Here is a 19,091-nt window from a genome sequence, read left to right as displayed (position 1 = left end):
GCATCACCAACAGGGATGGATTCAATGAAAAGAAGAGATTTTCTTAAGGTCACTGGTATTGGCGCGGCCGGCGCCGCAACGCTGGCGGCTCCCGCCATCGCGCAATCGATGCCGGAGCTCAAATGGCGCCTGACGGCGAGCTGGCCGAAATCGCTCGACACCCTGTGGGGCGGCGTCGAACTGATGGCCAAACTCGTTGGCGAAGCCACCGACAACAAATTCCAGGTCCAGGCCTTCGCCGCAGGCGAAATCGTTCCCGGCCTGCAGGTGCTCGATGCCGTGCAGAACGGCACCGTCGAGATGGGCCACACGGCGTCCTACTATTATTTCGGCAAGGACCCGACCTTTGCCTTCGGCACGGCGGTGCCGTTCGGCCCCAACCAGCGCCTCAACCAGGCCTGGTACATGCTCGGCGGCGGCAGGGACCTGCTCAACCAGTTCTACAAGAGCTACAACGTCACCTCGTTTCTGGCTGGCAACACCGGCTGCCAGATGGGCGGCTGGTTCCGAAAGGAAATCAACACCGTCGACGATCTCAACGGATTGAAGATGCGCATCGGCGGCTTTGCGGGTCGCGTGATGCAGAAACTCGGCGTCGTGCCGCAGCAGCTTGCCGGCGGCGACATCTATCCCGCGCTCGAAAAAGGCACGATCGATGCAGCGGAATGGGTCGGCCCCTATGACGACGAGAAGCTCGGCTTCAACAAGGTCGCGCCGCACTACTACTATCCCGGCTGGTGGGAAGGCGGACCGATGCTGCTCGGGCTCGTCAACCTGGATAAATGGAATTCGCTGCCGAAATACTATCAAAGCGTGCTCGAGCAGGCGGGCCAGGCCGCCAATAGCTGGATGATGGCCAAGTACGATCAGGGCAATCCGCCGGCGCTGAAGAAACTGCTCGCGGGCGGCACCAAGCTGCACGCCTTCTCGCCGCCGATCATGCAGGCATGCCTGAAGGCGACCAAGGAATTGTATGCCGAGACGTCGGCGAGCAATCCCAATTTCAAGAAAGTGCTGGAATCGATGAACTCGTTCACGGCCAACGGATACCAGTGGTTCCAGGTCGCCGAGCTCGGTTACGACAGCTTCATGGCGCGCAATCCGCAGGGTTGATCGGTCAGGGCTGATCGCGCGATATCGCGTCTCGACAAACGAAAACCCCGGAGCGAAAGCTCCGGGGTTTTCTTCTCTTAGTCATCGTCCGCGAAGGCGGACGATCCAGTATTCCAGAGACGTTAGCGATAGAACCGAGAAGCCGCGGCGTACTGGATTCCCCGCCTTCGCGGGGAATGACGAAAAAGAGCGCCGCGCCGCTACTGTTTCGGCCCGCCGAAATCCAGCGGTGGCAGTTCGATCTGCGGCACCTCGATCTTGACCTTGCTGAGGTCGACGTCGAGCGGCTTGTCGAGCAGGGCGGTTACCACGACCGGGAAAGCGATTACGATCGCCACCATGATAGCTTGCAGGCCGATCCAGGGTAGCGCCCCCCAATAGATGTCGGAACTCTTCACTTCCTTCGGCGCGACACCACGCAGATAGAACAGCGCGAAGCCGAACGGCGGGTGCAGGAACGATGTCTGCATGTTGACGCAGAGCATGACGCCGAACCAGATCAGCGCCGCATCCGGTCCCACCACGGGCGCCAGCACCTTTTGCGCGATCGGCGCCACCATCGGCAGGATGATGAAGGCGATCTCGAAGAAGTCGAGGAAGAATGCCAGGAAGAAGATGAAGAGGTTGATGAAGATCAGGAAGCCCCAGACGCCGCCGGGGATCGAGGTCAGATGATGCTCGAGCCAGACGCCGCCGGAGACGCCGAGGAACACCACCGAGAAGCAGGTCGAGCCGATCAGGATGAACACCACCATGGTGGAGAGGCGCATCGTCGATTCGTAGCCCTGCTTGATCAGGTCGCGCAGGTCCGGAATGCGGACGGCTTCCAGACAGAGCCAGACGACGGCGAGATAGAGCACGGCGAACGTCAGCTTCAACAACTTGCCTTCGCCGACGAGGATTCCGATGATCACCGCGATACCGGTCGCGGCGATGCCGACGAGGAGCATCTTATGCCCCTTGCTGCTCAGATCCTTGTGGTGGATCGCGGCGAGAACGATGGCGCCGATCGCGCCCATCGCGCCGGCTTCCGTCGGGGTCGCCAGGCCCATCATCATGGTGCCCAGCACCACGAAGATCAGCACGGCGGAGGGAATGATGCCCATCAGGCACTTGCGCCAGAGCGGCCAGCCCCGCAGCGTCAGCGCGTCCCTGGGCACGGCCGGGACGTGATGGGGCAGGAAGATACTCAGAACGAACGTGTAGCCGGCGAACAGCGCGATCTGCAGGAGCGACGGCCCCCAGGCGCCGAGATACATGTCGCCGACCGATTTGCCGAGCTGGTCGGCCATCACGATCAGCACCAGCGAGGGCGGCACCAGCTGGGTGATGGTGCCGGATGCGGCGAGCACGCCGGTGATGTAGCGCACGTTATAGCCGTAGCGCAGCATCACCGGCATCGAGATCAGCGCCATGGCGATGACCTGCGCCGCCACCGTGCCGGTGATTGCGCCGAGGATGAAGCCCACGATGATGACGGAATAGCCGAGGCCGCCGCGGATCGGGCCGAACAACTGGCCCATCGAATCCAGCATGTCTTCGGCGAGACCGCAGCGCTCGAGCACAGAACCCATGAAGGTGAAGAAGGGAATCGCCAGCAGCAATTCGTTGGAAAGCACGCCGCCGAAAATGCGGCCCGGAATGGCCTGCAGGAAGTTCATGTCGAAGTAGCCGAGATAGATCGACAGGAACCCGAACGACAGCCCGAGCGCGGCCAGCGTGAAGGCCACCGGGAAGCCGATCAGCATGGCCAGAATCAAGCCGCCGAACATTAGCGGCGGCATCATTTCCAGCGTGATCATTGGGTCGGCCTCTCATACTTCGCATCGATCACGACATAACCCTTCAGTGCAGCGATGCGCTTGATCACCTCGGAGACGCCTTGCAGCGCCAGGAAAACGAAGCCCACGGGAACGACGAGTTTGATCGGCCAGCGCAGCAGGCCGCCGGCATTGCTCGAGGTCTCGCCGACGACGTAGGCCTGCATGAAGAACGGCCAGGACAGATAGCTGAGCAGCAGACAGGACGGGATCAGGAAGCACAGCGTGCCGATCAGGTCGAGCCGGAGCTGGCCGCGCTCGGACAGCATCAAATAGAGAATTTCAACGCGAACATGCTCGTTCTTTTTGAACGTATAGGAGGCGCCGAACATCACGAAGATGGCGAACATGTACCACTGCAGTTCGAGCCAGCTGTTGGAACTGTAGCCGAACGCGTAGCGGATCATCGCGTTGCCGGCGCTCACCACGCAGGCTGCGAGCACGAGCCAGTTGCAGACGCCGCCTAGTTTTTCATTGAGCCAATCGATTGAATTACTCAGTGCCAACAATGGGCCCATTACGCTCTCCTCGGACGCGTCATCGACGCGTGCCGGATGTCTTCATTGATATTGCGTTGCCATCTCGCGCCGGGCGCCTGGAGCTGCCGTCCTGCACCGAACGCGCAGGTTCGCTTTCGCGCGAAAAACGCACGAGTCCGCAACTCATTCGCAGATGCGATTGCAACGATAAGTCCTCCCCCGTCTCGCGCTACCGCCGTCTTGACTGCAACCCAAGGGATGCAGCGGCCTGTCCCGGCCGTGCTGGCGTGAAGCAGCCGCACCATTTCAGCGCGCCGCGGCGGCGTCAATCGGAAAATGGACAAATTGACGCGGGGATTAATTGATTGGTTGGCCTGATAAATCCGCGTTGGGGCGGATGATAAATTAATCGGCGAACTCAGCCGCCGGTTACGCTCATGTGGCGAGAGACGCTCGGGCGGTTATGCCGGCGGTCGATGATGAAGTCGTGGCCCTTCGGCTTCAGCCCGATGGCGCGATCGATCGCGGCCGACAGCAAGTCGTCGTCGGAGGAAGCCCGCAACGGCTTGCGCAAATCGGAGGCATCCTCGTGGCCGAGGCAGGTATGCAGCGTGCCGGTGCAGGTGATCCGTACCCGGTTACAGGACTCACAGAAATTATGCGTCATCGGCGTGATGAAGCCGAGCTTGCCGCCGGTCTCGGCAACGCGGACATAGCGGGCGGGGCCGCCGGTATCGTCGTCGAGGTCGGTCAGCGTGTAGTGCTGGGCGAGGCGCGCGCGTAGCAACGACAGCGGCACGTACTGATCGATGCGGCCTTCGCCGATGTCGCCCATCGGCATGACTTCGATCAGCGTCAGCGCCATGCCCTTGCCGTGCGCCCATTCCATCAGCGAAGGGATTTCCTCCTCGTTCATGTTCTTCAGCGCCACCGCGTTGATCTTGACCGCAAGGCCTGCGTCACGCGCGGCCTCGATGCCGTCCAACACCTTGTCGAGATCGCCCCAGCGCGTGATGGCGCGGAACTTCTGCGCATCGAGCGTGTCGAGCGAGACGTTGACGCGGCGGACGCCGCAGTCGCGCAATTCGCCGGCAAAGCGCGCCAGTTGCGAAGCGTTGGTGGTTAGCGTCAGCTCATCGAGCGCGCCGCTTGAAAGATGCCGCGACAGCGAGCGCACCAGTGACATCACGTTGCGCCGGACCAGCGGCTCGCCGCCGGTGAGGCGGATCTTGCGCACGCCCTTGGCGATGAAGGCCGAGCACAGCCGGTCGAGTTCTTCCAGCGTCAGCAGGTCCTTCTTCGGCAGGAACGTCATGTCCTCGGACATGCAATAGAAGCAGCGCAGGTCGCAGCGATCGGTCACCGACACGCGCAGATACCGGATGGTCCGGCCGAACGGATCGACCATCGGTCGGAACAACTGATCGGGTGACGGAGATCCGCTCATTCAAGCTGCCTTGTACCGGGGTCTTCAGGTATTAGCTCGGTAGCATAATGTAGGCACGTTGTAAGGCGCCTACAATCAGCAAGCTTGCGGGTGCAGTTGCGAGGTCCGGCAGGGGAAGCCGGGACTTAGCGGGCCGCGGACTGCGCGGAGGCTGGGTTCGGCGCCGCGGCGGCTTTGGACTTCGGCTTCTTGGGGCGCATCGGCTTGCGCGCCTTCGGCGGCGGCGCGGTCGGCCTGAGTTCCGCGAACACCGGGCTGGGCTCGATGATGGTCGTCGGCGGCGAGGCAAAATCGCCGGGATTGCGGATCACCTGGACCGGAACCGTGACCGGCTGGAACTTGGGGCTCGCGAAGGTGACGGAGAAGCCGGCGTCTGGCGCGGGCACGTCGATCGAGCAGGGGGTTTTGCAGGCCGGTCCGAGCGAGGTCGTGGCATCCGCTCCCGGCGGCACCGATTCCAGGGCCACCTTTACCAGCGGCGGCGCCGGTTTGAAGGAATCAAGAGAAAGCGACGAGCAGCCGGCGAGGCCCGCTCCGGCGACGGCAATCGCGATGATACCACGCATGATCGATCACTCTGACTTGCGGCAAATCCGCCACAATCCCCAATGGCGAACCATAGGAGTGCGCGAACAGAGCTGCAACCAGTCCGGGAAAATTCGTTAAAGAATGGTTAACGCCAAGCATTGGCGTTTTAAATACATTAGATAAATCATACGGTTACGATCGGGACGAAACCTTGCTGAGGCTTTCCACCGCCGCCGGCAAATCGCGCATATGGCCGATCAGCCGGTCGGGCTTCAGTTCGGCGATCGGCACATCCGTGTAGCCGAACTCGACCCCGATCACGGGAACGCCGGCCCGCCTCGCCACGCCAACGTCGGGACCGGCGTCGCCAACCATGATGGTCGTAGCCATATCGCCGCCCGCCCGTGCCACCGTCTGCTGCAAAATGACGGGATCGGGCTTGGAGACGCCGAACGTATCGGCGCCGCAGATGGCGGCAAATCGTCCGCTCAGGCCCAGTTGATCAAGCAGCCGCTTCGACAGCCATTCCAGCTTGTTGGTGCACACCGCGAAGCGGCAGCCCTGCGCCGCAAGCTCATCGAGCGCGGCTTCCAGCCCCACGAACGGCCGCGAGGCATCCGCAATGTGGGCGGCGTAATAGTCGATGAAATCGCGCATGAGGCGGTTGACGTCTTCCACGCTCATCGCGCGGCCTTCCAGCTCGAGCCCGCGCTCGATCAGCTTGCGGGCGCCGGCGCCGATCATGTTGCGCGCCGATTTGAAGGGCACGGGCGGCACGCCCTCGCGGTCGAGCGCGAAATTGAGCGCGGCAATCAGGTCGGGTGCGGTGTCGACCAAAGTGCCGTCGAGGTCGAAGACAACGGTGCGGGGAAGGCTCATCCGGAATTCGCTAGCGGCAGGCGCGGCATCATGCAAGTAGGGAACTTCAAATCTCGGGAGATACGACCATGCGAGACCTCGCCGGCAAGACCGCTTTTGTGACCGGCGGGGCTGCAGGGATCGGACTTGCGCTCGGCCGGGCGTTTGCGCAGGCCGGCATGAAGGTGATGCTGGCCGATATCGAGACGGATGCCCTGCAGGCCGCCGTCAAAAGCCTGCGGGAAATCTCCCCCGACATCAGCGGCACCATCTGCGATGTGACCGACGCGGAAAGCGTCGAGCGCGCGGCGCAGGCCACGTTCGATGCGTTCGGCCGTGTCCATGTCGTGTGCAACAATGCGGGGGTGGCTGCCAGCGGCGGTATCGACCACATCTCGCTGGATAATTGGCGATGGGTCATCGACGTCAATCTGATGGGCGTGCTTCACGGCATCAAAAGCTTCCTGCCGCACATCCGCGCGCATGGCGAGGGCGGTCATATCGTCAACACCGCATCGATGGCGGGAATGCAGACGGGATTGGGATTCAGCCCCTATGCGGCGAGCAAGTTTGCGGTCGTCAGCATGTCGGAAGGCCTTGCCCTGCAGCTCGAGCCGCACTGGATCGGCGTAAGCGTGTTGTGTCCACACTTTGTGCGCACGCGCATCGGCGAGAGCGGGCGAAATCGGCCCGAGCGCTACGGCCAGTCGCAGCCGCTCGATCCCGCCACTCCGGCGGCAGCCATGGTGGCTGAGATCGCGAGACAGATCGAGGCGGGGCTCGATCCCACTACCGTCGCCGCGCGCGTGCTTGAGGCAGTCCGGGAGAATGAACTCTATGTTTTCACCCATCCCGGCATGCGGGCCGAGGTCGAGCCGCGATTTGCAGCCATTTTGGCCGCGATGGACAAGGTGCAATAGCGAGCTCCCGTCAACGCGCTCATGGGGCGGCGAGCAGATTCAGGCCGACCCGCGCATTTTCCTCGGGAGTTGCATTCCAGTAGCCGAAGCTTTCCGCGGTCGTCAGCGCCTGACGGACTCTTTCGGGCGTTATCGCGCCGGTATTGCCGGCCGGCAGGCTGATCGCTCGCAGCAGGCTGCCCAGCTTCGGCGTCGTGACGATGATGGAAATGGCGGATTCGGAGAAGCGATTGCGGAAGGCGTGTCGCGCGTTTGGCGGCACATGAAATACATCGCCCGGCCGAATCCGTATCCATTCGAAATGGCCATCCGTTTCCGAAAGACCTTCGAACTCTCCCGAAATGTGCACGAACGTTTCCGGGTCGGCATGGCTGTGGAGCGGGACAAATACGCCGGGTGGAATGGTGCCTCGTATGATGCACGGTGAAATCTGCGTTCCTGTCAGGAATTCCAGGACCGGTCCGAGGGCCTCAAAGTGTTCGAGGCCTTGCCAGTTCACCAGATGGGCAATCAGCCTTTCCTGCGTGCCGTGATTTTGCATCGCATATCTCCCACTCATTGTTTCGGATCGGGTGCAATCAGCTCGCGATTATCCGCGTCGACCACGAAGACGACGAGCAATTGTGCGGATTCGGAGCTGCTCGCATTTTCGCTGATCACGTGGTGCGCGCCGGGCAGTTCGAACCAGCTTGCTCCCGCGGGGTAGACCTTGGGCGGTTCGTCGTTGACCTGACTGCGGATCGCGCCGGACAGCACCTGCGCGAAAATCAGATGGGCGGCCGGATGCCTGTGCGGCGGCGACTTCGCGCCCGGCCTGTAATAGACCACCGACGCGACGAGGCTTTTTCCGGCAATGCTCGGTATCGGCTGCTTCAGTGACGAAATCACGGTTTCGCGCGGCGGCTCGACGGCTACGGCGTTGGCCGGCACCGAAGCCGAGGCGATCAACGCAGCCAGCGCGCGTGCGCTCATTTTCATGGCGTCTCTCCGTGTGTTCCATTGGACCGATCGCTGCGGTTCCATCCGGCGGAACCGCAGCCTGTTGAGAGAGGATAGGAAAGGTGGGCCTTGCCCGGCTTGGGCAGAAGTGAACGGAGATTTGGGAACGAGTGCACAGGCGCGGCGATTTTCCACGAACGCGCGATGCCGGTCAGGTCATGAGGGTGCCGTGAGCTTCGTTCCGATCAATCCGCCTTTTCGTTTCTCGACGCGAGACCTGACGCCGGCACAGCGTCTGCCGGCATGGTATGAGGTGTTTTGCCGCTCAGCCTCGCGGCGCTACTGCCGGGCGCTCGACGAGGCCTGTCATGCCGATATGCAGATATGGTCGTTCGGCGAAGCTCCCCACGCGTCGGAAGCCCATGTCCGGATTCAGTGGACCACGCTCACGCACGGCATCGAGACGCACCGCACGCGCGAGCTTCTGAGCGATGGCTGCGACGACCTCGTCCTCACGATTCAGCAGGCCAGCGAAGCCTCCGTGACTCAATGCGGCAGGGAAGTAATTGCGAACGCGGGCGCGGGCGTTCTGACGTCGAACGCCGATGTCAGCGCGATGTCGTTCGGCGGGGCGTCGAAGTTCGTCAGCGTCGCGGTGTCACGCAAAATCATCATGGCGATGGCGCCGGGCGCGGAGGACGCGGTCGCCAAGCCGACGCATCTGGATTCCGCCGTGCTGCCGCTGCTGGTCAGCTATCTCGGCGTCCTCGAGGATCAATCCGCCGTGCAGTCTCCGGAAGTGGCGCGAGCCGTGTCGCTGCATATTCACGATCTCTGTGCGCTCGCGATCGGTGCGTCGCGCGATGCGGCGGAATTCGCTGGCGGACGTGGATTGCGGGCAGCGCGGTTGCGGATGCTGAAGGACGATATCGCCCAGCATCTGACGTACGGGCCGGTAACGGCCGCCGACCTCGCTCGGCGCCATCGCGTCACACCGCGTTATGTGCACAAATTGTTCGAGAGTGAGGGCATATCATTGTCCCGCTTTGTCCGTGCCCGGCGGCTGGCGCTGGTCCATCGCAGCCTCAGCAATCCAAACCTGGCCGGCCGCACCATCGGCGCGCTGGCGTTTGAGGCCGGTTACGGCGATCTTTCGACCTTCAATCATGATTTTCGTCGTCACTATGGAATGACCCCGTCCGCCCTGCGCGCGGCCGTCCTTGGCGCCAGCAAGGTAAGTCCTGATCGAAACCTGCCTTTCGGGGGCAGTGAGGCCGGTTAACCCCAAAATTGGCCGCTCCGGGCGCCTGTCGACGCTGTTCCTGCCGGTAAAACGACGCTAGACATGCGCCCGCGGATCGGCGGATTTCGGAAGGCATTCGGCACGTGGATATGGACGGACTTAAGCGGCAGGCGGCGGCACAGGCGCTGGAGCATGTGCAGGACGGCATGAAGCTCGGGCTCGGCACCGGCTCGACCGCCAAGCATTTTGTCGACCTGCTCGGCGAGAAGGTTGCGGGTGGGATGAAAGTGGTGGGCGTGCCCACCTCGGAGGCGACCCGCGCCCAGGCCGAAGCGTGCAAAATTCCGCTGACTACGCTCGATGAAGTCGACCGGCTCGATCTCACCGTCGACGGCGCCGACGAGCTCGATCCCGCGTTGAACCTGATCAAGGGCGGCGGCGGCGCGCTGTTGCGGGAGAAAATCGTGGCGGCGGCCTCCGATCGCATGATCGTGATTGCCGACGATACCAAATGGGTCGATGTTCTCGGCCGTTTCCCCCTACCTGTAGAGGTGATTCCGTTCGGGCTGGCCGCAACCCAGCGGGCGATGGCAATGGCATTTGCCCAAAGCGGCGTTTCCGGGCAAATGGGGCTCCGCAAGGGCAAGGACGGCCACGTTTTTGTCACCGATGGCGGCCACTGGATTGTCGATGCCCATCTGGAACGCATCACGGATGCGCCGCGTCTGGCGGGCCTGTTGAGCCTGATCCCGGGTGTCGTCGAACACGGGTTGTTCATTGGCCTGGCCAGCACCGCCGTCCTGGCAGGTGCCCAGGGAATTCGCGTAGTTGAGCGGCGGTAACGCCGGTAATCGAGGAGAATTGGAATGAAGAGCCTTTCACGGATTTTGTCGGCGGCCGGCCTCGCAGTCGGACTGGCCCTGACCGCCGTTCCGGCCGAGGCGCAGCAGAAAAATGCGCCTGCCGCGACCACGACACTCAAGCCCGGCTCGCCGGCGGCGCTCGCCGCCGCCAAGGAAATCCTGACGATGAAGAACGCGGCGGCGATGTACGCCAACGCCGTTCCCAATCTCGTCGAGCAGACCAAGAACGTGCTGCTGCAGAGCAATCTGAACTATCAGAAGGATCTCAACGAGGTCGCCATCATCGTTGCCAAGAATCTCGCCGGCCGCGAGAAGGAAATCGGCGACGGCATGGCGCAGGTCTACGCCAACGAGTTCACCGAGCAGGAGCTGAAGGATCTCGTCACCTTCTACAAGTCGCCGCTCGGCCAGAAGCTGCTCGCGGCCGAGCCCCGCGCCATCCAGTTCAGCATGTCCTACATGAACCAGTGGGCGCAGGCCTTTGCCGAGACCATCAACGGCCAGTTCCGGGCCGAGATGAGGAAACGCGGCAAGGAAATCTGATCTTTAGCGAAGCTTGCCCTCGGACTTGATCCGAGGGTGGACTTCCGGTTCGCGTGAAGAAAGCGCGTCAAACAAAAAGAGAAACCAGAAGCGACTTCGGGCGGGGTTGATATGGCTGAGTTCGACGTCGATCTGTTCGTCATCGGCGGTGGTTCGGGCGGCGTTCGCGCCGCCCGCATCGCAGCCAACCATGGCGCCAAGGTCATGGTCGCCGAAGAATACCGGATGGGCGGCACCTGCGTGATCCGCGGCTGCGTGCCGAAAAAGCTGTTCGTGCTCGGCTCGCACGTCCGCCACGAGATCGAGGACGCAAAAGGCTTCGGCTGGACTATCTCGGACGTTTCCTTCGACTGGCCGACGCTGGTCGCCAACAAGGACAAGGAGATCGCCCGCCTCGAAGGCATCTACGCCGCCAATGTCGAGAAATCAGGCGCGCGCATCGCAAAGACCCGTGCGGTGCTGGAAGACGCCCACACGCTGCGCCTGATGACCGGCGAAAAGGTCACCGCAAAGTACATCCTGATCGCGACCGGCGGCGCACCCAACCACGGCCGCGAAATCCCCGGCATCGAACACGTCATCTCCTCGAACGAGGCGTTTCATCTCACCGAACTGCCGAAGCGCATCGTGATCCAGGGCGGCGGCTATATCGCGCTGGAATTCGCCGGCATCTTTGCCGGCTTCGGCTCCGACGTGACCGTGATCTATCGCGGCGACAACATTTTGCGCGGTTTCGACGAGGACGTCCGCAAGCACGTGCGCGCCGAGATGGAGAAGCAGGGCATCACGATCATCACCGGCTGCACCATCGACAAGGTGGACAGGCACGGCAACGAATTCACCACGCATCTGTCTGATGGTTCGAGCATCGCCTCCGACAAGGTGATGTTCGCAATCGGGCGGCATCCGAACGTCGCCAATCTCGGGCTCGAGAACGCGGGCGTCGCCATCAACCCGGCGAATGGCGGCATCGCCGTCGATGAGTGGTCGAAGACTTCGGTCGACAATATCTATGCGATCGGCGACGTCACCCATCGCCTCAATCTGACGCCGGTGGCGATCCGCGAGGGCCATGCCTTCGCCGACACCGTGTTCGGCAAGCGCCCCGTCCAGGTCGACCACGCCACCATCCCGACCGCGGTGTTCTCGCAGCCCGAGGTCGGCACCGTAGGCCTGACCGAGGCGCAGGCGCGCGCGCAAGTTAGCCATGTCGACATCTACAAGGCCGATTTCCGCCCGATCAAGGCGACGATGTCCGGCCGCGACACCCGCGTGCTGATGAAGCTCGTGGTCGACGGCACGACGGATCGCGTGCTCGGCTGTCACATCGTCGGCGACACCGCCGCCGAAATCGTCCAGGCGGTTGCGATCGCCGTGAAGATGAAGGCGACCAAGGCGGACTTCGACGCGACCATTGCGCTGCATCCGACCGCCGCGGAAGAATTGGTGACGATGCGGACGCCGACGGCAAGGTATGTGAGGCAAGCGGCGGAGTAGGCGGGGTCGTAGGATGGGTGGAGCGAAGCGATACCCATCACCTTCCGTGAAACGCGACGGCTGACAAATTGATCTAGGTTGTAGTCCTGTGTCACGCGAGCCCGAAATTTCTCTGGTAACGAGACGGCTCGCCGCGGACATGGCATCGCTTCATCCGCAGCATCGGGCGGCTCTCGAAAGCGCGCTGATCCGTCCGCGTACAGTCGGCGTGAGTGACTCCCCTGAGGAATTCGTCGTTGCGGTGGCGGTTCTCGACAAGAAGCTGCTTTATTGGTCGGACCTCGAGGAGGGCTGGGAGCTGGAGGCACCCGACGGTCGCGGCAACATTCCCTCTCGCGGTTGCAACCAGTTTGAACTCCGGCATGTGCTCCATCAGGTTTTCGGCGACACCGATGCGTCCTAGGAGCGGCCCGAGTGAGCGTGCCAAGGACTACCGATTGCCGCCGCACTCTGATATCGGTGCAGGCAAGCATTCAATAACGGAGTTATCCCCATGATCGAATCAATCGGTATCGTAGGCGCGGGCACGATGGGTAACGGCATTGCGCAGGTATGTGCCGCCGCCGGTCTTCCCGTCGTCATGACCGACATCTCCGATGCCGCGCTCACGCGTGGCATGTCGGTTGTCTCCAACAGCCTGGAGCGGCTGGTCAACAAGCAGAAGATGACCGATGCCGACCGGCAGGCCGCGCTGGCGCGGATCACGACGAGCACGGACACCGCGAAGTTTTCCACCTGCGATCTCGTCATCGAGGCGGCGACCGAGAACGAGGATTTGAAGGTCAAGATCCTGAAGGATCTTTGCACGAAACTGCAGCCGCGGGCGCTGCTCGCCACCAATACGTCCTCGATCTCGATCACGAAACTTGCCGCCGCGACCGATCGCCCGGACCGCTTCATCGGCCTGCACTTCTTCAATCCGGTGCCGCTGATGGCGCTGTTGGAATTGATCCGTGGTTTGCAGACCTCCGACGATACCCACGCCAAGGCGGAAGCCTTTGCAAAACGGATCGGCAAGGTATCCATAACGGCGAAGAACAGCCCGGGCTTTGCGGTCAACCGCATCCTCTGCCCGATGATCAACGAGGCGATCTTTGCGCTGCAGGAAGGCATCGCCACGGCGGAAGACCTCGACGCCGGCATGAAGCTCGGTTGCAACCACCCGATCGGCCCGCTGGCGCTGGCCGACATGATCGGGCTCGATACCATGCTGTCGGTGATGGAAGTCTTCTATGAGGGCTTCAACGATCCGAAATATCGCCCCGCGCCGCTGTTGAAGGAAATGGTCGCCGCCGGCCATCTCGGCCGCAAGACCGGCCAGGGGTTTTACAGCTACGGGAAGTAGGGAGCAGCGGCGCGTAGGATGGGTAGAGCGAAGCGATACCCATCATTTTCTTGCGCGGAGAGGTGATGGGTTTCGCTTCGCTCTACCCATCCTACGCAGCTACTTCGGATTGGGCTCCACAAGCCCCGCTGCCGGATTTTCGAATTTCCCCGCGCGCGCGAGCTTCACCGCGTTGCCGAGCGCGCGGGCGACGTTGATCGTCTCTTCCTGAAACTCGCGATCCTCGTCGAGCGCCTGATGCGAGGTGGCGTAGGGCTCCATGTAGCCGATATAGCCATCGGCCTCGCTGGTGCGTCCCGCCGAGATCAGCGCCATGTCGGTCAGCCAGTCCGAAAGCGAGCGGCGCAGCGTCTCGGCGCCCGCGCTGTCGCCGTGCACGACGAGCCCGAAATGCCGGCCGGCAAGGTGCCGCGGGTAGGGCCAGCCTTTCAATTCCAGCGCCTTGGCCTGGTCGGCGTGCTTGCCGTGCGTCGACGTCGGATCAGGATTGCCGCCGTCGGCACAGACCAGCCGGTCCATCATCGCCTTCAGCGCGGTCGGTGCGTGATACCAGTTCACCGGCGCCACCATCAGGATGCCGTGGGCCGAAACCCAGAGCGGATAGATCGCGTTCATCCAGTCGTCGGTCTGGCCGAGCGAATAATTCGGATAGCAACTGCAGGGCCAGTGACAGAGCGGCATCGCGGTCGAGACGCAGGATTTGCAGGGATGAATCTGCCGGCCATATTCCGACGTCAGGCGCGACAGGTCGAGGATGTCGACGGCGAAGCCCATTCCGGCAAGCACCGGCTCGGCGATCTTCACCAGCCGCCAGCTCTTCGACATTTCGCCGGGGCAGGTATGCTCGCTGCGCGCCGAGCCGTTGATGATGAGCATGCGCGGCTGCCCGGCCGCATCGTCGTGGCGGCGCTGCGCTTCAAGAATGGCCTCGCGCGCCGCGAGCCAGTCCACCGAGATCTCGTATTCCGGATCGGCAAAGCCCGGCCCCGCCTTACGCGTATGCGGCGCCTTTCGCGAATGGCTGTAGGCATCCCACGCAGCCGCGACGATGGCGTCGAGTTCGCGCTGCAGCGGCTGGAAGGCCGGATCGACGAAGCGGCTGCGATAGCGCTTCTCGAATTCCGCGCGCGGCAATTTGACGGGCGGCATTCCCTTGCGAACGTCCGGCTCCGCCATGGGTTTGGTCCTCTCGTGCGACGACTGCAACGAGGTCAACGTCGGGCGCGCCGCGGCAGTTCCCGACGCGCGTCGGCGCGGCTAATCCGGATGCCACATCTCGAACAGCTCCTCGGCGCTGACGAGATCGATCTGTTCGTGAAACCTGGTCCGGTACATGGTCATCAGCGCATCGTGACCGGTGTCCGAGGAACTGCACAGGGCGTCCTGTACGATCACCACGCGGAAACCGAGATCGACCGCGCCGAGCACGGTGGAGAGCACGCAGACGTCGGTCTCCGCGCCCGACACCACCACCGTCCCGACGTGCCGCTCCACCAGCAAATGACCGAGCCGTGACCCGAAGAATGCGGAATAGGCGGGCTTGTCGATGATGAGCGCCGGCGGCGAGTAGCGCGCAAGCTCAGGCACGATATCGAGGGCGCGGGGTGCCAGATTGCTGCGCGTCGCGCGCTGCCATCTGGTGAAATAGGCCTGCCATTGACCGCGCCGGTCTTGCGGCTGCTGCGGCGTGATGAAGCGCGTGAACACCGTCCGCTCCCTGTAGCGCGCGCAGAGATCCGAGATGACCGGCAATACCCGTTCCATCCATGGCGTTTCCCACACGCCGCCTCTGGCGAAGATGTTCTGCATATCGATGCATAGATGCGCCGCGTCGCGAATGCCTTCCATGGACGGCCTCTCACCTTGCTGGAAGGGCTAATTCGGTAAGCCAGAACTGGTTTCAACGGCGCCTCAAGGCCGCCTTGACGCTCGCTTTGGCACTCATTCTGCGGCGAACGAATGGCAGTCATGCCGGAACTATCCGGATCGATCGCTGTTGGCGGCGCGCTTGTCCCTCCAGCGGAGTAACCCCATGTCGAAGCCTCTCGCGATCGCTTCTGTTCTGCTGTTCGTCTTTTCCATCGAAGCGAATGCGCGTCCTCAACACCGGCATCACGGTCACCGGGCGCACGGCTGGTGCGGCAGTTACTTAAGCAAATATCTGGGCAAACCGGATCGTCGCCTTGCACTCGCACGCTCCTGGGCGAGCGAAGGCATGAATGCCGGCGGTCCCGGAATCGGCGTGGTGGTGGTTTGGCCGCATCACGTCGGGATCATCACGGGACAAACACCTGACGGCCAGTGGATCGTTCATAGCGGCAATGATGGCGGCGCGGTTCGCACGCGAGCGAGGTCGCTTGCCCGCGCGATTGCGTTCAGGCGGGTGTAGCGAGCAGCGGACGCAACTATTTCCACCGTCATTGCGAGCGCAGCGAAGCAATCCACGCCCTCCACTTGCGGCGCTATGGATTGCTTCGCTGCGCTCGCAATGACGACAACAACCAGCGGCGCGCGACTAAAACTATTCCCCCGCTTCAATCCACTCCGCCGCCCCACGCCACAGCGTGTCGCGATGTTCGGGCCTGAAGAATCCCATGTGCCCGATCCTGCTCGCGCCGGTATCCGCCGGCGTCACCGTGACGATCTCTGGCTTGATCGAGGTAAATCCCGAGCACAGCAATTCGACCGCGGGCCGCGTCGCCCAGGGATCGTCGGACATGCAGAGCGCCCGCAACGCGCCCTGGTATTTCGGGAAGTTCTGCCGCGCGTCGAGTTTGGCGTCGTCGAACAGATAACGCGGGCTCATCACCCAGCCGACCCATTGCAGGAACGCGTCCTTCGGCAGGTCCATGCCGAGGCCGGCCTTGCCCGGCATGTAGCCGAGCGTGCGGGTGAGGGGGAGGCCCACGAAATTCAGCAGGGCGTAGACGCGGTAGCGCTCCGGCGCTGTCATCAGTTTCCAGTAGCCGGCCTGGGCTGCAATGAAGAGCGCGCGCGAAATCTCCGAATTGTTCGGCAACAGGCCGAGTGCCTGGCCGCCGAACGAATGTCCGACATAGGCGAAGGGCAGCGCCTTGTAGCGCTCGCGCATCCAGGCGACCGTCGCCGTAATATCCTGTGCAGCCCAGTCCGACATCGAGGCCTTGAAGCCGACCAGCGATTTCGGCTGGTTGTAGCCAGTCAGCGCCTGCTGCCTGCTATCGCCGGTGCCGCGGTAGTCGTAGGTCAAAACCGCGCAGCCGCGTTTGGCGAGATAGCCGGCAAAGCCCCGGTAGAGCTTGCGGGGAACCGCAGTCGCCGAATTGATCAGGACGGCATGGCGCTTGGCCCCGCGGGGCAGAAACAGCGTCGCGGCAAGGGGATATCCATCCGTCGCGGGCACCGTGATATCGTCGCTAAATACGTCGTCCAGTCCCGGCTCGGCCACCGTGTTCTCCTGCCAGCTTTGCGAGCGGCCACAGCAAAAGCGAAATCGGCTTTTGCCGCAAGGGCTTGTCAGCACTACCGGAAATCTAACTGGCGGTCGGCGAAAGGCATGTGTATAACCCGGCCTTCACAATCGCTTGTAAGTTGCGGTTTTTGCTCAGGAGTTAACGTCATGTCCGAGCGGTGGACGCCCGATAGCTGGCGCACCAGGCCGGTGCTGCAGGTCCCCGATTATCCCGATGCCAAGGCATTGGCCGACGTCGAGGCGCAGCTCGCCACGTTTCCGCCGCTGGTGTTCGCCGGCGAGGCCCGCAATCTGAAAAAGGCGTTGGCCCGCGTCGCCGCGGGCGAAGCCTTCCTGCTGCAGGGCGGCGATTGCGCCGAGAGCTTTGCCGAGCATGGCGCCAACAACATCCGCGACTTCTTCCGCGTGCTGCTGCAGATGGCCGTCGTCCTGACCTACGCCGGCGCGCTGCCGGTCGTGAAGGTCGGCCGCATCGCCGGGCAGTTCGCCAAACCGCGTTCGTCGAACACGGAAAAGATCAATGGTGTCGAGCTGCCGAGCTATCGCGGCGACATCATCAACGACATTGCCTTCACTGCGGAGTCGCGCATTCCCGATCCGCAGCGCCAGTTGATGGCGTACCGCCAATCGGCGGCGACGCTGAACCTGCTTCGCGCCTTCGCGACCGGCGGCTTTGCCAATCTCGGCAGCGTGCACCAGTGGATGCTCGGCTTCCTCAAGGATTCGCCGCAGTCGCGCCGCTACAAGGAACTGGCGGACCGTATCTCAGATGCGCTGAATTTCATGCGCGCCTGTGGGCTGGATCTCGAAAGCCATCCCGAACTGCGCGCCACCGATTTCTACACCAGCCACGAAGCGCTGCTGCTCGGTTACGAGCAGGCCTTCACGCGGGTCGATTCCACCACCGGCGACTGGTACGCGACCTCGGGCCACATGATCTGGATCGGCGATCGCACCCGCCAGCTTGACCACGGCCATGTCGAGTATTTCCGCGGCATCAAGAACCCGATCGGCCTGAAATGCGGTCCGTCGCTGAAGCCGGACGAGCTGTTGAAGCTGATCGACATCCTCAATCCCGACAACGAGCCCGGGCGGCTGACGCTGATCAACCGGTTCGGCTCCGACAAGGTCGGCGACCATCTCGCGCCGCTGATCCGCGCCGTGCAGCGGGAAGGGCGCGTCGTGGTCTGGTCCTGCGATCCCATGCACGGCAACACCATCACCTCGACCTCGGGCTACAAGACCCGTCCGTTCGACCGCGTGCTGTCGGAGGTGAAGTCGTTCTTCGCCATCCACGCCGCGGAAGGGACGCATGCCGGCGGTGTGCATCTGGAGATGACCGGACAGGACGTCACCGAATGCATCGGCGGCGCCCGCGCCATCACCGACGAGGACCTCAACGACCGCTATCACACGGTGTGCGATCCCCGTCTCAACGCCGAACAATCGATCGACATGGCTTTCCTGATCGCCGAACTGCTCAAGCAGGAGCGGGCGGGCAAGGAAAAGCCGATGCCGGCCGCAGCGGGACTTTGACTTGCTGCGACTTTGGCGGGCCACGATCAACACCCGTAACGGCCTCGCTTTTGCGATCCGCTCGGAGCAGGCTGTCCGCGAGGAAATTTTCGCGCTGGCGCTGTCGGTGCCGCTGGCCTGGCTGGTCGGCACGACCGCCATGCGCTGCGTGGAACTTGTCGCGGCCGTCGCCTTTGTCCTGGTGGTCGAGCTGCTCAACACCGCGATCGAGAAGCTCGCCGATCGCCTGACTACCGATCACGATCCGAAGATCGGCCAGGTCAAGGACATGGGATCGGCGGCGGTCGGCGTGGCGCTGCTGATGGCCGGCGCATTCTGGCTGTTCGCCCTCGCCGAACGCATAGGCGCCATTTAGATATGCGGTTCTGATCAGGACCGGAAACGCATATCTAAGTTTTTGTTTTGACGCGTTTTCTGCGCAGATAAGTCTACGCAATCTGCGTAAACTTGACTGCTATGCGAACCGGTACCCGCTTCGCTCGAAGACGCTTTGAAGCGGGCATTTGCAG

The 19,091-nt window shown here is 62.8% G+C and carries 21 protein-coding genes; 11 read left to right on the top strand and 10 right to left on the bottom strand.

Annotated features, from left to right (window positions below; translation table 11 throughout):
* The first annotated feature begins 24 nt into the window (after positions 1 to 24).
* Positions 25 to 1,113, top strand: a complete 1,089-nt coding sequence (locus tag IVB05_RS25180; protein ID WP_247778613.1) for a TRAP transporter substrate-binding protein — start codon at positions 25 to 27, stop codon at positions 1,111 to 1,113.
* Positions 1,114 to 1,313: 200 nt separating this feature from the next.
* Here the strand turns inward: IVB05_RS25180 and IVB05_RS25175 are convergent, their stop codons facing one another.
* From IVB05_RS25175 to IVB05_RS25155, 5 genes are all read right to left on the bottom strand, one after another.
* Positions 1,314 to 2,915, bottom strand: coding sequence for a TRAP transporter large permease subunit (locus IVB05_RS25175; RefSeq protein ID WP_247778612.1), 1,602 nt, complete (start codon positions 2,913 to 2,915; stop codon positions 1,314 to 1,316).
* Entirely contained in the window at positions 2,912 to 3,451 is a 540-nt protein-coding gene (locus IVB05_RS25170) for a TRAP transporter small permease subunit (protein ID WP_247778610.1), read from the bottom strand. The genes IVB05_RS25175 and IVB05_RS25170 overlap by 4 nt, the downstream gene beginning before the upstream one ends.
* A 379-nt stretch (positions 3,452 to 3,830) precedes the next feature.
* Positions 3,831 to 4,859 (bottom strand): GTP 3',8-cyclase MoaA, encoded by a 1,029-nt coding sequence (gene moaA / locus IVB05_RS25165; protein ID WP_247778609.1) that lies wholly within the window; start codon positions 4,857 to 4,859, stop codon positions 3,831 to 3,833.
* Positions 4,860 to 4,984: 125 nt separating this feature from the next.
* On the bottom strand, positions 4,985 to 5,425 hold the full coding sequence (locus IVB05_RS25160; RefSeq protein WP_247778608.1) for a hypothetical protein: 441 nt from the start codon (positions 5,423 to 5,425) through the stop codon (positions 4,985 to 4,987).
* 154 nt (positions 5,426 to 5,579) lie between these two features.
* Positions 5,580 to 6,266 (bottom strand): HAD family hydrolase, encoded by a 687-nt coding sequence (locus tag IVB05_RS25155; protein ID WP_247778607.1) that lies wholly within the window; start codon positions 6,264 to 6,266, stop codon positions 5,580 to 5,582.
* Between the two features lie 68 nt (positions 6,267 to 6,334).
* On the opposite strand from IVB05_RS25155, the gene IVB05_RS25150 reads away from it, so the two are divergent.
* Complete coding sequence (locus IVB05_RS25150; protein WP_247778606.1) at positions 6,335 to 7,165, top strand: SDR family NAD(P)-dependent oxidoreductase; 831 nt, start codon at positions 6,335 to 6,337, stop codon at positions 7,163 to 7,165.
* 19 nt (positions 7,166 to 7,184) lie between these two features.
* Here the strand turns inward: IVB05_RS25150 and IVB05_RS25145 are convergent, their stop codons facing one another.
* Together IVB05_RS25145 and IVB05_RS25140 are read right to left on the bottom strand one after the other, a co-directional pair.
* Positions 7,185 to 7,706 (bottom strand): cupin domain-containing protein, encoded by a 522-nt coding sequence (locus IVB05_RS25145; protein ID WP_247778605.1) that lies wholly within the window; start codon positions 7,704 to 7,706, stop codon positions 7,185 to 7,187.
* A gap of 14 nt (positions 7,707 to 7,720) precedes the next feature.
* Complete coding sequence (locus IVB05_RS25140; RefSeq protein WP_247778604.1) at positions 7,721 to 8,143, bottom strand: cupin domain-containing protein; 423 nt, start codon at positions 8,141 to 8,143, stop codon at positions 7,721 to 7,723.
* 190 nt (positions 8,144 to 8,333) lie between these two features.
* Here IVB05_RS25140 and IVB05_RS25135 point away from each other — a divergent pair, with 190 nt between their 5' ends.
* From IVB05_RS25135 to IVB05_RS25110, 6 genes are all read left to right on the top strand, one after another.
* Positions 8,334 to 9,386, top strand: a complete 1,053-nt coding sequence (locus IVB05_RS25135; RefSeq protein WP_247778603.1) for an AraC family transcriptional regulator — start codon at positions 8,334 to 8,336, stop codon at positions 9,384 to 9,386.
* A 110-nt stretch (positions 9,387 to 9,496) separates the two neighbouring features.
* Positions 9,497 to 10,189, top strand: coding sequence for a ribose-5-phosphate isomerase RpiA (gene rpiA / locus IVB05_RS25130; RefSeq protein ID WP_247778602.1), 693 nt, complete (start codon positions 9,497 to 9,499; stop codon positions 10,187 to 10,189).
* A gap of 24 nt (positions 10,190 to 10,213) precedes the next feature.
* Complete coding sequence (locus IVB05_RS25125; protein WP_247778601.1) at positions 10,214 to 10,753, top strand: DUF2059 domain-containing protein; 540 nt, start codon at positions 10,214 to 10,216, stop codon at positions 10,751 to 10,753.
* A 111-nt stretch (positions 10,754 to 10,864) separates the two neighbouring features.
* Positions 10,865 to 12,250, top strand: coding sequence for a glutathione-disulfide reductase (gor, locus tag IVB05_RS25120; RefSeq protein ID WP_247778599.1), 1,386 nt, complete (start codon positions 10,865 to 10,867; stop codon positions 12,248 to 12,250).
* Between the two features lie 139 nt (positions 12,251 to 12,389).
* A complete protein-coding gene (locus IVB05_RS25115; protein ID WP_247778598.1) occupies positions 12,390 to 12,653 on the top strand; it encodes a hypothetical protein in 264 nt (87 codons plus the stop codon).
* Positions 12,654 to 12,743: 90 nt separating this feature from the next.
* Positions 12,744 to 13,595, top strand: coding sequence for a 3-hydroxybutyryl-CoA dehydrogenase (locus IVB05_RS25110; RefSeq protein WP_247778597.1), 852 nt, complete (start codon positions 12,744 to 12,746; stop codon positions 13,593 to 13,595).
* A 99-nt stretch (positions 13,596 to 13,694) separates the two neighbouring features.
* On the opposite strand, the gene IVB05_RS25105 is transcribed toward IVB05_RS25110, so the two are convergent.
* Positions 13,695 to 14,771 carry a flavodoxin family protein gene (locus IVB05_RS25105; RefSeq protein ID WP_247778596.1) on the bottom strand — a complete coding sequence of 359 codons (1,077 nt, stop codon included), beginning with the start codon at positions 14,769 to 14,771 and terminating at the stop codon, positions 13,695 to 13,697.
* A gap of 81 nt (positions 14,772 to 14,852) precedes the next feature.
* A complete protein-coding gene (locus tag IVB05_RS25100) occupies positions 14,853 to 15,443 on the bottom strand; it encodes a cysteine hydrolase (protein ID WP_247778595.1) in 591 nt (196 codons plus the stop codon).
* A gap of 184 nt (positions 15,444 to 15,627) precedes the next feature.
* On the opposite strand from IVB05_RS25100, the gene IVB05_RS25095 reads away from it, so the two are divergent.
* The gene (locus IVB05_RS25095) at positions 15,628 to 15,984 is read left to right on the top strand and encodes a hypothetical protein (protein ID WP_247778594.1); all 357 of its coding nucleotides are present in this window, start codon (positions 15,628 to 15,630) and stop codon (positions 15,982 to 15,984) included.
* A 132-nt stretch (positions 15,985 to 16,116) separates the two neighbouring features.
* Here IVB05_RS25095 and IVB05_RS25090 read toward each other — a convergent pair whose 3' ends face one another.
* A complete protein-coding gene (locus tag IVB05_RS25090) occupies positions 16,117 to 17,022 on the bottom strand; it encodes an alpha/beta fold hydrolase (protein ID WP_247778593.1) in 906 nt (301 codons plus the stop codon).
* Positions 17,023 to 17,193: 171 nt separating this feature from the next.
* Here IVB05_RS25090 and IVB05_RS25085 point away from each other — a divergent pair, with 171 nt between their 5' ends.
* The gene (locus IVB05_RS25085) at positions 17,194 to 18,582 is read left to right on the top strand and encodes a 3-deoxy-7-phosphoheptulonate synthase class II (RefSeq protein ID WP_247778591.1); all 1,389 of its coding nucleotides are present in this window, start codon (positions 17,194 to 17,196) and stop codon (positions 18,580 to 18,582) included.
* Between the two features lies 1 nt (position 18,583).
* Positions 18,584 to 18,937, top strand: a complete 354-nt coding sequence (locus IVB05_RS25080; protein ID WP_247778589.1) for a diacylglycerol kinase — start codon at positions 18,584 to 18,586, stop codon at positions 18,935 to 18,937.
* The last annotated feature ends 154 nt before the right edge of the window (positions 18,938 to 19,091 follow it).

This window comes from Bradyrhizobium sp. 170 (assembly GCF_023101085.1).
In the GTDB taxonomy this organism is placed as follows: Bacteria; Pseudomonadota; Alphaproteobacteria; order Rhizobiales; family Xanthobacteraceae; genus Bradyrhizobium.
This window is presented reverse-complemented; position numbering and strand designations above follow the sequence as displayed.

Excerpts from the sequence above, each read along its gene's own strand:
- IVB05_RS25180 (WP_247778613.1), top strand. The coding sequence starts at position 25 with ATGAAAAGAAGAGATTTTCTTAAGGTCACTGGTATTGGCGCGGCCGGC.
- IVB05_RS25175 (WP_247778612.1), bottom strand. The coding sequence starts at position 2,915 with ATGATCACGCTGGAAATGATGCCGCCGCTAATGTTCGGCGGCTTGATT.
- IVB05_RS25170 (WP_247778610.1), bottom strand. The coding sequence starts at position 3,451 with ATGGGCCCATTGTTGGCACTGAGTAATTCAATCGATTGGCTCAATGAA.
- moaA (WP_247778609.1), bottom strand. The coding sequence starts at position 4,859 with ATGAGCGGATCTCCGTCACCCGATCAGTTGTTCCGACCGATGGTCGAT.
- IVB05_RS25160 (WP_247778608.1), bottom strand. The coding sequence starts at position 5,425 with ATGCGTGGTATCATCGCGATTGCCGTCGCCGGAGCGGGCCTCGCCGGC.
- IVB05_RS25155 (WP_247778607.1), bottom strand. The coding sequence starts at position 6,266 with ATGAGCCTTCCCCGCACCGTTGTCTTCGACCTCGACGGCACTTTGGTC.
- IVB05_RS25150 (WP_247778606.1), top strand. The coding sequence starts at position 6,335 with ATGCGAGACCTCGCCGGCAAGACCGCTTTTGTGACCGGCGGGGCTGCA.
- IVB05_RS25145 (WP_247778605.1), bottom strand. The coding sequence starts at position 7,706 with ATGCAAAATCACGGCACGCAGGAAAGGCTGATTGCCCATCTGGTGAAC.
- IVB05_RS25140 (WP_247778604.1), bottom strand. The coding sequence starts at position 8,143 with ATGAAAATGAGCGCACGCGCGCTGGCTGCGTTGATCGCCTCGGCTTCG.
- rpiA (WP_247778602.1), top strand. The coding sequence starts at position 9,497 with ATGGACGGACTTAAGCGGCAGGCGGCGGCACAGGCGCTGGAGCATGTG.
- IVB05_RS25125 (WP_247778601.1), top strand. The coding sequence starts at position 10,214 with ATGAAGAGCCTTTCACGGATTTTGTCGGCGGCCGGCCTCGCAGTCGGA.
- gor (WP_247778599.1), top strand. The coding sequence starts at position 10,865 with ATGGCTGAGTTCGACGTCGATCTGTTCGTCATCGGCGGTGGTTCGGGC.
- IVB05_RS25115 (WP_247778598.1), top strand. The coding sequence starts at position 12,390 with ATGGCATCGCTTCATCCGCAGCATCGGGCGGCTCTCGAAAGCGCGCTG.
- IVB05_RS25110 (WP_247778597.1), top strand. The coding sequence starts at position 12,744 with ATGATCGAATCAATCGGTATCGTAGGCGCGGGCACGATGGGTAACGGC.
- IVB05_RS25105 (WP_247778596.1), bottom strand. The coding sequence starts at position 14,771 with ATGGCGGAGCCGGACGTTCGCAAGGGAATGCCGCCCGTCAAATTGCCG.
- IVB05_RS25100 (WP_247778595.1), bottom strand. The coding sequence starts at position 15,443 with ATGGAAGGCATTCGCGACGCGGCGCATCTATGCATCGATATGCAGAAC.
- IVB05_RS25095 (WP_247778594.1), top strand. The coding sequence starts at position 15,628 with ATGTCGAAGCCTCTCGCGATCGCTTCTGTTCTGCTGTTCGTCTTTTCC.
- IVB05_RS25085 (WP_247778591.1), top strand. The coding sequence starts at position 17,194 with ATGTCCGAGCGGTGGACGCCCGATAGCTGGCGCACCAGGCCGGTGCTG.